The organism is Rhizobium altiplani (genome assembly GCF_001542405.1).
Classification (GTDB): domain Bacteria; phylum Pseudomonadota; class Alphaproteobacteria; order Rhizobiales; family Rhizobiaceae; genus Rhizobium; species Rhizobium altiplani.
In genome coordinates this window covers 73,824-87,521 of record NZ_LNCD01000065.1, presented here as the reverse complement: position 1 = coordinate 87,521, position 13,698 = coordinate 73,824, and the positions used below count along the sequence as shown (strand labels likewise).

General features: G+C 60.9%; 15 protein-coding genes. 11 read left to right on the top strand and 4 right to left on the bottom strand.

What is annotated here, in order from left to right:
• Window positions 1-16: 16 nt before the first annotated feature.
• On the bottom strand, window positions 17-793 hold the full coding sequence (locus AS026_RS14640; protein ID WP_062370350.1) for a 3-hydroxybutyrate dehydrogenase: 777 nt from the start codon (window positions 791-793) through the stop codon (window positions 17-19).
• Between the two features lie 178 nt (window positions 794-971).
• Between AS026_RS14640 and glpK the strand changes: the two genes are divergently transcribed.
• Window positions 972-2,465, top strand: coding sequence for a glycerol kinase GlpK (gene glpK, locus AS026_RS14635; RefSeq protein WP_018857538.1), 1,494 nt, complete (start codon window positions 972-974; stop codon window positions 2,463-2,465).
• Between the two features lie 39 nt (window positions 2,466-2,504).
• Here glpK and AS026_RS14630 read toward each other — a convergent pair whose 3' ends face one another.
• Window positions 2,505-3,587 (bottom strand): hypothetical protein, encoded by a 1,083-nt coding sequence (locus AS026_RS14630; RefSeq protein ID WP_245307512.1) that lies wholly within the window; start codon window positions 3,585-3,587, stop codon window positions 2,505-2,507.
• Window positions 3,588-3,658: 71 nt separating this feature from the next.
• On the opposite strand from AS026_RS14630, the gene AS026_RS14625 reads away from it, so the two are divergent.
• From AS026_RS14625 to map, 8 genes are all read left to right on the top strand, one after another.
• The gene (locus tag AS026_RS14625) at window positions 3,659-4,066 is read left to right on the top strand and encodes an OsmC family protein (RefSeq protein ID WP_062370347.1); all 408 of its coding nucleotides are present in this window, start codon (window positions 3,659-3,661) and stop codon (window positions 4,064-4,066) included.
• 125 nt (window positions 4,067-4,191) lie between these two features.
• The gene (locus AS026_RS14620; protein ID WP_062370345.1) at window positions 4,192-5,118 is read left to right on the top strand and encodes an MYG1 family protein; all 927 of its coding nucleotides are present in this window, start codon (window positions 4,192-4,194) and stop codon (window positions 5,116-5,118) included.
• Window positions 5,119-5,323: 205 nt separating this feature from the next.
• On the top strand, window positions 5,324-5,698 hold the full coding sequence (locus AS026_RS14615) for a YciI family protein (RefSeq protein ID WP_062370342.1): 375 nt from the start codon (window positions 5,324-5,326) through the stop codon (window positions 5,696-5,698).
• Window positions 5,695-6,954: an RNA polymerase sigma factor gene (locus AS026_RS14610; protein ID WP_062370339.1), complete on the top strand. Its 1,260-nt coding sequence runs from the start codon at window positions 5,695-5,697 to the stop codon at window positions 6,952-6,954. Before AS026_RS14615 ends, AS026_RS14610 begins: the two co-directional genes overlap by 4 nt.
• Before the next feature lie 102 nt (window positions 6,955-7,056).
• Window positions 7,057-7,524 (top strand): SRPBCC family protein, encoded by a 468-nt coding sequence (locus tag AS026_RS14605; protein WP_062370337.1) that lies wholly within the window; start codon window positions 7,057-7,059, stop codon window positions 7,522-7,524.
• Window positions 7,525-7,553: 29 nt separating this feature from the next.
• Window positions 7,554-7,970, top strand: a complete 417-nt coding sequence (locus tag AS026_RS14600; protein ID WP_062370335.1) for a DoxX family protein — start codon at window positions 7,554-7,556, stop codon at window positions 7,968-7,970.
• A 153-nt stretch (window positions 7,971-8,123) separates the two neighbouring features.
• Entirely contained in the window at window positions 8,124-9,185 is a 1,062-nt protein-coding gene (locus AS026_RS14595; protein ID WP_062370333.1) for an LLM class flavin-dependent oxidoreductase, read from the top strand.
• 106 nt (window positions 9,186-9,291) lie between these two features.
• Entirely contained in the window at window positions 9,292-10,044 is a 753-nt protein-coding gene (gene map / locus AS026_RS14590; RefSeq protein WP_062370331.1) for a type I methionyl aminopeptidase, read from the top strand.
• A gap of 4 nt (window positions 10,045-10,048) precedes the next feature.
• On the opposite strand, the gene AS026_RS14585 is transcribed toward map, so the two are convergent.
• Entirely contained in the window at window positions 10,049-10,618 is a 570-nt protein-coding gene (locus AS026_RS14585) for a PadR family transcriptional regulator (RefSeq protein WP_062370329.1), read from the bottom strand.
• Between the two features lie 128 nt (window positions 10,619-10,746).
• Between AS026_RS14585 and AS026_RS14580 the strand changes: the two genes are divergently transcribed.
• Window positions 10,747-11,955, top strand: a complete 1,209-nt coding sequence (locus tag AS026_RS14580; RefSeq protein ID WP_062370403.1) for a YbfB/YjiJ family MFS transporter — start codon at window positions 10,747-10,749, stop codon at window positions 11,953-11,955.
• 124 nt (window positions 11,956-12,079) lie between these two features.
• Complete coding sequence (gene bacA, locus AS026_RS14575) at window positions 12,080-13,345, top strand: bacteroid development protein BacA (RefSeq protein ID WP_018857550.1); 1,266 nt, start codon at window positions 12,080-12,082, stop codon at window positions 13,343-13,345.
• Between the two features lie 22 nt (window positions 13,346-13,367).
• Here bacA and AS026_RS14570 read toward each other — a convergent pair whose 3' ends face one another.
• The gene (locus tag AS026_RS14570; protein WP_018857551.1) at window positions 13,368-13,634 is read right to left on the bottom strand and encodes a DUF2277 domain-containing protein; all 267 of its coding nucleotides are present in this window, start codon (window positions 13,632-13,634) and stop codon (window positions 13,368-13,370) included.
• Between the last annotated feature and the right edge of the window lie 64 nt (window positions 13,635-13,698).

The following is a 13,698-nucleotide window of genomic DNA, read 5'->3' as shown; positions in this document are numbered from 1 at the left end:
TCTTTGTTTTGAATGGTTATGCCGCGGTCCAGCCTCCGTCAATCGAGATGTGGGTCCCGGTCACTTGCCGAGCCTCGTCGCTTGCGAGGTAGAGAGCGAGCGCGCCAATCTCTTCGGCCTTGACGAATTCATGCGTTGGTTGCGCCTTTAGGATCACCTCGGTCTTGACCTGTTCCTCGGTGATGCCGCGCGCCTTGGCCGTATCCGGGATCTGCTCCTCGACGAGGGGCGTCAGCACGTAGCCTGGGCAAATCGCGTTCACGGTTATGCCGAATTCGGCAAGTTCGAGCGCGGCGGTCTTCGTCAGGCCCAATATACCATGCTTTGCCGCGACATAGGCGGATTTGAAGGGTGAGGCGACCAACCCGTGCGCGGAGGCGATGTTGATGACGCGGCCTAGCTTCTTTGCCTTCATCAACGGAATCGCCGCCCGCATCGTGTGAAACGAGCTGGACAAATTGATGGCTATGATCTGGTCCCACTTTTCGATCGGGAAGTCTTCGATCTTCTCGACATGCTGAATGCCCGCGTTGTTGACCAGCACATCCACACTGCCGAAGGTCTTGGCGGCCGTTTCAATCAGATCCGCGATTTCGGTCGGCTTTGTCATGTCTGCCGGATGGTAGATCGCCTTTGCCTCCGAGACTGATTCAAGCTTCTCGACTATCGCCTTGATTTCCTCGGGCTTTCCGAAGCCGTTGATGACGACGTTGTCGCCCTTGCCGGCAAAGGCTGTCGCGATCGCAAGCCCGATGCCGCTGGTGGATCCGGTGACGACGACTGTTCTGGCCATGCGCTTCTCCTCAGGGTGTTTTGCGACGCAATAGAGCTGAGGTTATGCGCAAAGCATCTCTGCTGGCAATTGCGGTCAAGGCAAAACTCCTGTGTCGAAGCGATGGCGGGTTCTTTCCTCAATCGCCCTCCTGTCCTATTGATTTCTCCCGACAATCACGATCAGCGGGAGGGCTGGCATGAGCGGGTATGTTCTGGCAATCGATCAGGGGACGACGTCGACACGGGCGATCGTCTTCGACGGCGAGATGAAGATCGCCGGTGCGGGCCAGAAGGAGTTCCGCCAGATCTATCCGCGATCCGGTTGGGTCGAGCACGATCCAGAGGAAATCTGGGATTCCGTCATCTCGACGATCAAGATGGCGATCCGTGAGGCCAGGATCACGGCAAAGGACATTGCGGCGCTTGGCATTACCAACCAGCGCGAGACGGTTGTGGTCTGGGAACGCGAGAGCGGCAAGCCGATCCACAACGCGATCGTCTGGCAGGATCGCCGCACCGCAAGCTATTGCGACAAGCTGAAGAGACAGGATCTCGAAAAGACTTTTACGAAGAAAACCGGCCTTCTCCTCGATCCGTATTTCTCCGGCACCAAGCTTTCGTGGCTGCTCGCGAACGTCAAGGGCGCACGGGCACGCGCCGCCAAGGGCGAATTGTGCTTCGGCACGGTCGATACGTTCCTGATCTGGCGGTTGACCGGCGGCAAGGTGTTCGCGACCGATGCGACGAACGCCTCTCGCACGCTGATGTATAACATTGCCGACAACACGTGGGACAGGGATCTCCTCGACATCCTGCGCGTTCCGGTCGCCATGCTGCCCGAGGTAAAGGACTGCGCCGACGATTTCGGCACGACCGAGAAAGCAATCATCGGAGCGGAGATCCCGATCCTCGGCGTCGCCGGGGATCAGCATGCCGCGACCATCGGGCAGGCCTGCTTCGAGCCGGGCATGATGAAGTCGACCTACGGCACCGGCTGCTTCGCGCTGCTCAACACCGGCAGCGACATGGTTCGCTCGAAGAACCGGCTGTTGACGACGATCGCCTATCGGCTGAATGGCGAGACCACCTACGCGCTCGAAGGCTCGATCTTCATCGCGGGAGCCGCGGTGCAGTGGCTTCGCGACGGGCTTGGCATCATCGATACCGCCTCGCGCACCGGCGAGCTGGCCGATGCCGCGGATCCGACACAAGAGGTCTACCTGGTTCCCGCCTTCACCGGCCTCGGCGCGCCGCATTGGGATGCCAACGCCCGTGGGGCGATCTTTGGCCTGACGCGCAACAGTGGGCCGAAGGAATTCGCTCGGGCCGCGCTCGAGGCGGTCTGCTACCAGTCCCGCGATCTGCTCGATGCCATGCACAAGGATTGGAAGGGCGGCGTGGAGAGCACCGTCCTTCGTGTCGATGGCGGCATGGTCGCCTCCGACTGGACGATGCAGCGGCTTGCGGACATTCTCGACGCGCCTGTCGATCGGCCCGTCATTCTCGAAACCACGGCGCTTGGCGCTGCCTGGCTTGCCGGCAGCAAGGCCGGTGTCTGGCCGGACCGCGTTGGGTTTGCCAAGAGTTGGAAACGCGACCGCCGTTTCGAACCAAGCTTGGACGAGAAGACGCGTGCGGCGAAGCTGAAGGGATGGCGGAGTGCCATCAAACGCACGCTTGCCGACGTCTGACGAGCGTGGTCCCGTTCGCTGAGGGTGCAGGTAGGTCGGCTATTCCTCGATCTCGCCAGCGGCTCGGCTTATGCGATGCTCGAGAAAAGTCAAACGGTTCTCCTTGATGGCTTGCAGGGCGGACATGTCGCTGCCCGCTATCTTCAGGTGTGGCAGATGCTCTCGGTAAACGAGTTCGAATATTGCGGCGCGTGTGCCCGGATCGACAGGGTTGGCCTCGTAGACGGGTAGGTCCGCGTGGATCGAGGGGCGGCCCGTGGCCTGTTCGATGCGCGTGGAATAGACTGGCTTGCCTTTGATCCGCGTTGTCGTTGCCGACATGTCGGCGCAGATTTCAAGCGCCTGCAGGATCGTAAACCTCTCCTGTCTTGTGGGCAGAACAAACCGGTGCATGATGTCCATCGAGCGGCCACTGTCGCTCAGGTTGGCGATGATGGCGAGATCGCCGAGACGGATCATGATGGTTTGCGTTTCGTGCACGGTGACGAAGTCGAAGTCCTCACGATAGCGATCGTCGTCAATCGCGAGGATGACGATCGAGCCCAACACCTCTGGCGCGATATGCGCGCCGGTGTAGGGGGATCTGGCGAGGCAATGAATGTGATGCAGCGTCGCCCAGTCGGTGTTCTTGTCTTGCATCACCGCTTCCACGCGGTGATCGGGGTTGATCGGGATGGCGCCGTCCTTGATCAGGAACTTCAGGAAGATCCAGGAACGCCAGGCAAACAGCAGGCGTTGTGCGTCACCGTCGAGATGGCGCAGAAGTTTCGAGTGTCCGCCTTCCATTAATCGCCGCACCGGCTGTTCAAGCTTTCTTCCGAGCATCGAATTGCAGTCCTTGCAGCAGGGGATCGTGTGGCGACCGTATCGCCGGCCATGGTAATCGTGCGGCAGGCTGACCTCCTTGTCGTAGAGGTCGTACTTCCGCAGGATCCACTTGGGCAGGACGTGTTCCCGGTTGACCACTTTACTGTCGAGGGGTTCGCAGCAGATCAGGCACCGTGTCTTTTTGCTGACGAGGTCAATGAAGGTGTCGGTATCGATGTAGACCTTGGGGTCATTCAAATACGGTGGAGGCGTCATGTCCTTGTCTCCCGTCGGATCGATGCGGATAATATGCACCGAGTTTCCCGTCAGGTCGCGCGAAACTGCGGCGTGTTCGGACTTGCCTGTTTCAGTCACGGAGAGTTGGCATGGTTGCGATCACGGTGGAGCTGCGGAATGTCGAGGGTACGCAAGCGGCGATGGGGTGGGCCGGTTCGCACACCATCGTTGTCGATCGTCCGGAGGGGAAGGCCGGTGGGCAGGGGCTCGGCTTCAACGGCGCGCAGCTTTTGGCGCTGGCGCTCGGCGGGTGCTTCTGCAACGACCTGCGCTATGTCGCCGAAGAGATGGGCGTCTTGCTTGGCAGGATTGCGGTCTCGGTAGTCCTGGAGCTCGAGGGGAGCCCGCAGCTCGCCAAATCGGCCGAGATGACCGTTCTCTGCGAAAAGCAGGATGGCGACGGCGCCGAACGTGTGATCGAACGGGCGAAGGAGGTCTGCATGGTCGCCAATTCGCTGGGGCGTGGGGTTGCAGTTTCGATTGAGCATGCCGCCTAGACTAGGCCCTATAGCCGGAACTGAAGCGGGCACGACGGGCAGTGACGGGTTGAGATGACCGCCAGCAAGGGCTATGAGCTGCCGACCGCAAGCGGCTTCCGCAAACCAACAAGGGCGCATCCTGCATGACTCCAGAGTTCCTCGTCACTCATTCCGGTGGCTTCCATGCGGATGAGGTGCTGTCGAGCGTCATCCTCACCCGGCTCTTCCCGCAGGCTCGAGTGATCCGCAGCAGGGCGCCGGAGTGGATCAGGCCGGGCGCCGACCGCATCATCTATGACGTCGGCGGCGCGTATGATGCCTCTCAGCGTATCTTCGACCACCATCAGCGTGGCGCACCGCTGCGTGACGATGGGCAGCCCTACAGTTCGTTCGGCCTGGTCTGGAAGCACTACGGCCACGACTATCTTGTTGTCACCGGCATTCCAGAGGCTCACGTCGCGGCATTGCATGCCTCGTTCGACCTTTCCTTCGTGTTGCCGATCGATCTGACTGACAATGGTGCGCTCAGCCCGTCGGGACCGCTGGCAGGACTGACGCTGCCGACCTTGCTGGAAACCTTGAAGCCGGTGTTCGACGAAACGGACGCGAATGCCGATGATCGCAGATTTCAGGACGCCGTCGCCATCGCCCGCAGCTTTGTCGAGGCGAAGGTCGCCCAAAGCGCTGCCAAATTGCGGGCCGAGACACTCGTGCTTCAGGCAATAGAGCGTACGGGTCAGGGGCGCGTACTCGAACTTCCGATGGGAATGCCTTTCCGTCCCGCGATCGTCAAGGCGGGCGCCGATCACCTGCTCTTTGTCGTTCATCCGCGAGAAAGGGATTGGTGCGTCACCGGCATTCGCCGCGGGGACGAGGGGTTCGCACTTCGCGCGGATCTGCCTGCTGCCTGGGCCGGCCTGACCAATCACGAACTGGAGGCCGTCTGCGGCGTCGAGGGCGCAACCTTCTGCCACAACGGCCGCTTCGTCGCCGCAGCCAAGACTCGCGAGGCTGCGTTGGCGATGGCGGAGCTGGCCGTACAGGAGGCCATCAGCGTCGAATCAGGCTGACTGGATGGAGCGGAGATAGCTGGCGCTCCTCAGGCCCGACCGTTTTAGCAAGGAGGGCTTGCGAAAGGCGTTGTCCGTTTGCAGCATTCGGCACGCCGACCGCTGCCGGCGGAACCGCGGCATCTCCTTTTGCGCGCTGCAATTTTTTGCTGCGTCCTGTCGGATGTCGCGCTACTCCTTCGTCATTCAGGAAGAGGAGTAAGACATGCTTTATGCAATCCTTTGCTACGCCAATGAAGAGACGGTGTTCTCCTGGACCAAGGAGGAGGAAGACGCCGTAATGGCGAAGCTTTATGCGGTTCAGGCACCTCTGGCCGAGCGCGGCAAGCTTGGTCCTGTCGGCCGGCTGATGCCGACGACGGCGGCGACCACCGTGCGCAAGGGCAAGGAGGAACCGCTCGTTCTCGATGGCCCCTTCGCAGAAACGAAGGAAGCACTCCTCGGTTTTTACGTGGTTGATTTCGACAGTCTGGAGGAGGCCGTTGCGTTCTCCAAGGAGCTCTCCACGGTCAACCCGGGTTCTACCTCTTACGAAATTCGGCCGTTCTACGTGTTCCGACCGGGAGTTTCTTCGGCATGACAGACATTGCCTGGATCGACGTGACGCTTGCTTCGGCCCGACCGAAAGCGCTTGGTGCGCTGCTCAGGTACTTCCGCGATCTCGATATCGCGGAGGAGGCCTTCCAGGAGGCCTGTTTGCGCGCCATCCGCACCTGGCCGGATAAGGGGCCGCCGCGCGATCCGACGGCATGGCTGATCTTCGTCGGCCGCAACAGTGGCATCGACGCCGTGCGCAAGCGTTCGAAGACGCAGGCACTTCCGGATGAAGAACTGATCTCCGATACCAGCGATGCCGAGAGCGATATTGCCGAACGGCTTGATGATTCCAACTATCGCGACGATATCTTGCGGCTGCTCTTCATCTGCTGCCACCCGGATCTGCCGGCGACGCAACAGATCGCATTGGCGCTGCGCATCGTCTCGGGCCTGTCCGTACAGCAGATCGCGCGTGCCTTTCTTGTTGGCGAAAGCGCGATGGAGCAGCGGATCACGCGGGCCAAGGCTCGCGTTGCCAAGGCCGGCGTGCCCTTCGAGACGCCGGACGCGCAGGAGCGGGCCGAGCGGCTCTCGATCGTCAGCACGATGATCTACCTGATCTTTAACGAGGGCTACAGCCAGGCGGATCCGAAGCACGACGCCTGTGCCTTCAGCGACGAGGCGATCCGGCTCGCGCGGCTCCAGCTGCGCATCTTCCCCGGCGAGCCTGAACTGATGGGTCTGCTCGCATTGATGCTCCTACAGATCTCGCGGCGCCAGGCCCGTTTCAACGGTGAGGACGATATCGTGCTGCTCGAGGATCAGGATCGTTCGCTGTGGAACCGCGAGCTGATCAACGAGGCGCTGGCGCTGCTCGACAAGGCGATCCGTCATCGCCAACCGGGGCCTTACCAGCTGCAGGCGGCGATCGCTGCCCTGCATTCGCGGGCCAGGCGCGCCGAGGATACGGACTGGGAAGAGATCGAGCTGCTCTATCGGGCGCTGGAGCGTGTTCAACCGTCGCCGGTCATTACGCTCAACCGCGCCGTCGCCGTCTCCAAACTCAAAGGGCCGGACGTGGCGCTGGCACTCGTCGAAACGCTTGGCGAGAAGCTCGATGGCTACTTCTACTATCACGGCCTGCGTGGCGGTCTGCTGAAGCAGATCGGTCGTGCCCGCGAGGCGCACGAGGCCTTCGATCGCGCCATAGCACTTGCTCATTCGGCAGCGGAAGCCGCGCATATCCGCCAGCAGATCGACAGCCTCGCCCATGGGGCCGCGCAGCCGATCGCCAAATAATTCCAGAAATAATTGCGCCGGGTTGTCGGAACCGGAAAACCTCCCACGTCCTTGTAACAACCTGATCGAAAACAGGTTTCACTCAATAGGAGGAATGCCGAGATGACCGCAGAAGCCCAACACGAACTGGTTCTCGTCCGGGAATTCGACGCTCCGCGCGAGAAGATCTTCAAGGCCTGGACCGATCCTGTCCTGATGAAGGAATGGTTCGTACCACGTCCCTGGACCCTTGCTGATGTGAAAGTCGATGCACGGCCGGGCGGCTCGAACCTCATCGTCATGCGCAGCCCCGAGGGCCAGGAATTTCCGAACCGCGGTGTCTATCTGGAGATCGTCGAAAACGAGAAGATCGTCTTCACCGATGCGTTCACCAGCGCCTGGGTGCCATCCGAAAAGCCGTTCTTCGTCGGCATCATCCTGCTCGAAGACCTCGGCAACGGCCGGACGAAATATACCGCGAAGGCGCGGCACTGGACTGCGGCCGACAAGGAACAGCACGAGCAGATGGGCTTCCACGAAGGTTGGGGCAAATGCGCCGACCAGCTCGCCGAGCTGCTGCCCGCGATCTGAGACTAGAATCGAAACAGGGGGATAGAGGCATGTCTGCAATTGTTGATTCAACTGCCGGGCTTCCGCGCTGGCAGACCGTCACCGGCACTGTCATGAGCGGGCTGATCGTGGCCTTCCTGGTGTTCGACGGCGCGATCAAGCTGGTGCCGATCGTGCCGGTCACGGAGACTATGGCGGCGCTCGGTTATTCGGGCGACCCGATGCTTGCTCGTGGCCTCGGTTCCCTGACGCTGTTGTGCGCGCTGCTCTATGCAATTCCGCGGACGTCGGTGCTCGGCGCAATCCTACTCACCGGTCTGCTCGGAGGCGCGATCGCGACGCATCTGCGTGTCGGGAGCCCGGTCTTTTCCCATCTGCTGTTCGGCGGCTATCTCGGGCTCATTGCATGGGGTGGCCTTTATCTCAGATACGAAGCCGTTCGGAAAATGATTCCATTCAGGCGCTGAAACCGTTGATTTCAGAATCAAAGTTCCGCCGCGATCCCAGGTCGCGGCGGTACTGCTTATCGATATTTTTCGAACGATCGGTTCCAGAATTTATGTTTGCCCTGAGGCCGCTCAGTCCTTATCTCCATCAGTAGATACAACGGGATGCGAGCGATGGAACTGGGCCTCTACACCTTTGCCGACGTGAACCCGAACCCGAGCCGAAGCAAGGGTGAGGAAGGGGCCGAGCGGCTGAAGCATCTGATCGATGAAATCGAACTCGCGGACCAGGTGGGGCTCGACGTATTCGGATTGGGCGAGCACCACCGGCCCGATTATGCGGCCTCGGCTCCGGCCGTCGCTCTCGCGGCCGCTGCGATGAAAACGAAGAACATCAGGCTGACCAGCGCAGTGACCGTGCTGAGTTCAGACGATCCGGTTCGGGTCTTCCAGCAGTTCGCAACACTCGACCTGCTTTCGAACGGGCGTGCCGAGATCATGGCCGGACGAGGCTCGTTCATCGAGTCCTTCCCGCTGTTCGGCTACAATCTCGAGGACTACGACCAACTGTTCGAGGAAAGGCTCGACCTGCTGATGGCCCTCCGCGACGAGGAAGTGGTCACCTGGTCGGGTGAATTGCGTGCGCCGATCAATGGGCGTGGCGTTTACCCGCGGCCGCTGCAGGACCCCTTGCCCTTGTGGATCGCCGTTGGTGGCACGCCGCAATCGGTTGCGCGCGCGGGCGCGATGGGCTTGCCAGTGGCACTGGCGATCATCGGCGGCGAGCTGCGCCGTTTCGCGCCGCTGTTCGACCTCTATCGCGAGGCGGCTCGCCGAGCCGGGCAGGAGGCATCGAAGCTCAAGACCAGCATCAACGTGCACGGCTTCATCGCCGATACGACGGACGCTGCTGCCGCTCAGTTCTACGGCCCGCAGGCCGAGGTCATGAACCGAATTGGCCGCGAGCGCGGCTGGGGGCCGACGAACAGGGCGCATTTCGACATGTCCCGCGGACCTAGCGGCGCGCTCTTCGTGGGCGATCCGGAATTGGTCGCGGAGAAGATCATCGCGCACCATCGGTTGTTCAAGAACGACCGTTTCCTGCTGCAGATGGCGATCGGCTTGATGCCCCACGACCAGATCATGCGCGGGATCGAACTCTACGGCACGAAAGTCGCGCCGCTCGTCAGAAAGGCATTGACTGAAAGCGACGAAGAGGCGAAAGCCACCGCCTGAAGCTGGAGCATGATGCCGTAAAGGATGAATTGGATTCTGAACGCCGTCGTGCTCTCATCCTGATCGAGAGCCGGCCGACCGGCCGAAGAAGGCCGGGTAGACATTCATGATCATTGAAAGCGAAGACGAACTCCTCAAGCTAAAGGAAATCGGGCGAATCTGCGCCAATGCCCTGCAAGTGATGAGCGCATCGCTTGAACCGGGTATCACGACCCTGGAGCTCGATCAGATCGGCCGCAAAGTGTTGGAAGATGCCGGTGCGCGTTCTGCGCCCGAACTTTGCTACCAGTTTCCCGGTGCGACCTGCATCAGCGTCAATGAGGAAATCGCCCACGGCATTCCAGGCCCGCGCGTCATTCGCCCGGGGGATCTGGTCAATATCGATGTCTCAGCGGAGAAGGACGGATTCTTTTCCGACACCGGCGCGTCGTTCAGTGTTCCGCCGCACAGGTCCAAGATCGAAAAGCTCTGCCGCGACGGCAAAAGGGCGCTGTGGGTTGGGCTTAACCAGGTGAAACCGGGCGAGCCGCTCGCCAAGATCGGGCAGGCTGTCGGCGCCTTCGCCCTGAAGAATCGCTATACGCTCGTTGCCAATCTGGCGAGCCACGGGATCGGCCGTTCGCTGCACGAGGAGCCGGCCGAGCTCTCGACCTGGCCGGATCCGTCCGAGAAGCGAATGATCACGGAAGGCCTCGTCTTCACGGTCGAGCCGTTCCTCTCGCTCGGCGCAACATGGGCGGAAGGCGGCGACGACGCCTGGACGCTCTACGCGGACCCGGAGGCCCCGACCGTGCAATACGAGCACACGGTCGTCGCCACGCGAAATGGCCCGCTGATCCTGACGCTGCCGGAAGGCTGAGGCCTCACTCGCCCGAACGTCCGCCGGCAAGAATTTCGCCGGCCGCGCGCTCCAGAATGCCGGCGATGCGCTTGGCCTCGTCCTTCGACCAGGGATAGCGGAGCCGGAGGGCCGATTTCAGCAGCATTCGTGCAGCTGCGACTTCGCTTTTGTCTTCCGGAAATGCGTCCTCGTCCCGATCGCCATTGCGGCTTTCTGGGTCGAAAATCTTGCGGACATGCGCCATCTTCGCGCCGATTTTCTCCAGCTTTCCGAGCGTCATGTCGATCATCGACTGGTTCTCCTCGACGAGCCGGCGGCCGCTCTCCGTGATCCGGTAGAGCTTCTTGGTGCCTTCGCTCTCCACGTCGGCAAGGCCGGTTTCTTCCAGGTAGGTTAGCGCCGGATAGATTACGCCGGGGCTTGGAACATAGAAACCGCCCGAACGCTCTTCCAAGAGCTTGATCAACTCGTAGCCGTGGCGGGGCTGCTCCACCAGCAGGGCCAGGATCACCAGTTGCAGGTCGCCTGATGCGAATTTCCGCCCCATGCGAAAACCGCCACCACCCATCATTCCGCCTCTAAAACCTCTCATAGGTCACTCCTTAGATGTATCTTTCACTATGTCGTAAAACATATATCGTAAGATGGTCCCTTTCAAGGGCTGGCGGTATCATTTCGTGAGATTGATCAATCGATCAGAAATTCTTGATTGTCGGCGCCGTGCTGCAGCGCGATAAACACGCCATGTTGGCACGCAATGAAACTTTCCCCGAAAACTTGTTTCGAACTGGCCTTGCAGGCGCCATCGCCATGGCCGCCGCGATGGGCTTTGGACGCTTTTCCTACACGCCGATCCTGCCGAGCATGATCAGCGGCGTGCCGCTCTCGGCCGCCGATGCCGGCTTCATCGCCTCTGCGAACTTCGTCGGCTATCTGGTGGGCGCTGTTCTCGCCGCCTACGGGTGGGCAACAGGATGTGAGCGCAAGGTCGCACTCCTTGCGCTTGCGGCGACAGCATTGCTTCTTGCTGCGATGGCGACGACGACATCCGTCATGGTCTTTGCAGTCATCCGCTTCCTGGCGGGTGTTGCGAGTGCCTTTGCTCTCGTATTCAGTTCGCAGATCGTACTTAGCCACGGAGCCATGGCCGGTAACGACCATGTGCAGGCAGCCCATTTCGGCGGCCCGGGTGCCGGCATCGCGCTTTCATCGGTGATGGTGCTGCTGGTCGGGTTGTTCTTTGATGGAAGCAGCGACGCCTGGCGGGCGTCCTGGGTTGGAGGCGCGATCTATTCGGCTCTCAGCCTGCTGGCAGTCTGGTGGCTGCTGCCGTCGGGCCCGGCTGCCGCGGCACAGACCGGCAAGGAACCGCGGATCGCTTGGAGCCTGCCGATGCTGCTTGTCACGGCGTCCTATGGCCTGTTCGGGTTCGGCTATGTGATTACAGGCACATTTCTGGTGACGATCGCGCGCATGGATGCCGCCGGGCCGATGGTTGAGTTTCTCTGCTGGTTCATCGCCGGCCTGACAGCTTCGGTCGCGCTTTTTGCATGGAAGCCGTTCGTCCGTCCGCTAGGATTGGGCTGGGTCTACGTGGCGGCGCTGTTTATCGAGGCGGTCGGTGTGTTGGCGACTGTTCTACTGCCGCACTCTGTTGCGCCGCTGATTGGGGGAGCGTTGTTTGGAGCGACCTTCCTCGCGATCACCGCCTATGGCCTGCAGATCGGCCGTAAACTTTCGCCGGCCAGCCCGCGCCGGATATTGGCGACGATGACGGCAGCATTCGGAGTCGGGCAGATTGTGGGCCCCATTGTTGCTGGCTGGATGGCAGAGCGAACCGGCAGCTTTACGACGCCGACTTACGCTGCCGCGGCGGCGCTGCTGGTGTGCGCAATGCTGGTGATGCCGGTCGCCAAAAAGCTGTCATAGCGCGTTACAAGTGCGTAACAATGGGGTGAGGCCATTGCCGCTCTTTGCGAACTGCCGTAGTTTTCGCCGCAATCTGTCTGTTTAGAGACACCGAAGACTCCAGTTCAGGAAAGCAAGCTCTCCCGTGTTCGTATCGTATTTCCCCAGGCCCAGGCTTTTCTTCATCTCAGCTGTTGCTTGGGCACTTCTGGCCGTTCTCTTTTGGTATTTCGTGGGTTCCGGCCTCGGCTCGGTGATCGGCCTCCCGCCGCTGGCTCCAGGGGCGGAGGCTCCAATCGGTGTTTCGGTCTTCTGGTCGGCTCCGTTCCTGTGGTTCTACATCTATTATGCTTTGGCCGTGGCGCTCTTCGCCGCCTTCTGGTTTACCTACAGCCCGCATCGCTGGCAGATGTGGTCGGTGCTCGGCTCGGCACTGATCATCTTCAACACCTACTTTTCGGTTCAGGTGAGCGTCGCCATCAATGCGTGGTATGGACCGTTCTATGACCTGATCCAGCAGGCGCTCGCAAAGACGGCGCCGGTGACCGCAATGCAACTCTACCTCGGCATGTTGGGCTTTGCCGGCATCGCCTTCGTGGCGATCACCGTCGGCGTGCTCAACCTCTTCTTCGTCAGCCATTGGATCTTCCGCTGGCGCACGGCGATGAACGAATACTACATGGCGCACTGGCCGAAGCTCAGGCACATCGAGGGCGCCTCGCAGCGTGTCCAGGAAGACACAATGCGCTTTTCCTCCACGGTCGAAAGCCTCGGCGTCAGCCTCGTCAGCTCGGTCATGACGCTGATCGCCTTTCTGCCGGTGCTATTCAAGATCGGCGCTAATATCACCGAGTTGCCGCTGATCGGCGAGGTGCCGCACGCGCTCGTCTGGGCCGCAATCTTCTGGTCGATCTTCGGAACAGTCTTCCTCGGATTGGTCGGCATCAAGCTGCCGGGCCTCGAGTTCCGCAACCAGCGCGTCGAAGCCTCCTACCGCAAGGAACTCGTCTACGGCGAAGACCATGCCGACCGCGCGACGCCGCCGACTGTCGCCGAGCTTTTCGCCAATGTGCGCCGCAACTATTTCCGGCTCTATTTCCACTACATGTATTTCAACGTCGCCCGCATCTTCTATCTGCAGGCGGATAACCTCTTCAGCCTGATCGTGCTCGTGCCGTCGATCGTCGCCGGCAAGCTGACGCTCGGCTTGATGACGCAGATCAACAACGTCTTCGACCAGGTGCGCGGCTCGTTCCAGTATCTCGTCAATTCCTGGACGACCATCGTCGAGCTGTTGTCGATCTACAAGCGCCTTCGCACCTTCGAATCCGCGATCGAAGGCGAGCCGCTGCCGGATATCGACCAACGCTATCTGGAGCGCGAGGCTGGCATCGTTCACGCCGACGGCTAGAGTCGTCGGCTGTGAGGCCCTCCTAGGCGAACCGCATCGCTGTTCTCGCGCGAGCCTTTGCGGCCACTTCTTCACGGTCACGAGGAGGCTGGGAAGTCTCCAGTGAATCAAGCAACTCGTGGGCGCATTTCGCGATCGAATTGACCGCACGTTCGAACGCCGCCTCATTGCGTTTCGATGGTTTGGTCGTTCCGCTCAGCTTCCGCACGAACTGAAGCGCCGCATCATGGATCTCCTCGTCCGTTGCTGGCGGATCGAAATTGAAGAGGGGTTTGATATTCCGACACATGACTAGCTCCCGGTCGTCTTCTCTCCGCCACTACGAGGAGGGTGGCGTAGGACAGAAGGTAGTC

Excerpts from the sequence above, each read along its gene's own strand:
- AS026_RS14570 (WP_018857551.1), bottom strand. The coding sequence starts at position 13,634 with ATGTGTCGGAATATCAAACCCCTCTTCAATTTCGATCCGCCAGCAACG.
- AS026_RS14585 (WP_062370329.1), bottom strand. The coding sequence starts at position 10,618 with ATGAGAGGTTTTAGAGGCGGAATGATGGGTGGTGGCGGTTTTCGCATG.
- AS026_RS14640 (WP_062370350.1), bottom strand. The coding sequence starts at position 793 with ATGGCCAGAACAGTCGTCGTCACCGGATCCACCAGCGGCATCGGGCTT.
- glpK (WP_018857538.1), top strand. The coding sequence starts at position 972 with ATGAGCGGGTATGTTCTGGCAATCGATCAGGGGACGACGTCGACACGG.
- AS026_RS14625 (WP_062370347.1), top strand. The coding sequence starts at position 3,659 with ATGGTTGCGATCACGGTGGAGCTGCGGAATGTCGAGGGTACGCAAGCG.
- AS026_RS14610 (WP_062370339.1), top strand. The coding sequence starts at position 5,695 with ATGACAGACATTGCCTGGATCGACGTGACGCTTGCTTCGGCCCGACCG.
- AS026_RS14600 (WP_062370335.1), top strand. The coding sequence starts at position 7,554 with ATGTCTGCAATTGTTGATTCAACTGCCGGGCTTCCGCGCTGGCAGACC.
- AS026_RS14620 (WP_062370345.1), top strand. The coding sequence starts at position 4,192 with ATGACTCCAGAGTTCCTCGTCACTCATTCCGGTGGCTTCCATGCGGAT.
- AS026_RS14595 (WP_062370333.1), top strand. The coding sequence starts at position 8,124 with ATGGAACTGGGCCTCTACACCTTTGCCGACGTGAACCCGAACCCGAGC.
- AS026_RS14605 (WP_062370337.1), top strand. The coding sequence starts at position 7,057 with ATGACCGCAGAAGCCCAACACGAACTGGTTCTCGTCCGGGAATTCGAC.
- map (WP_062370331.1), top strand. The coding sequence starts at position 9,292 with ATGATCATTGAAAGCGAAGACGAACTCCTCAAGCTAAAGGAAATCGGG.
- AS026_RS14615 (WP_062370342.1), top strand. The coding sequence starts at position 5,324 with ATGCTTTATGCAATCCTTTGCTACGCCAATGAAGAGACGGTGTTCTCC.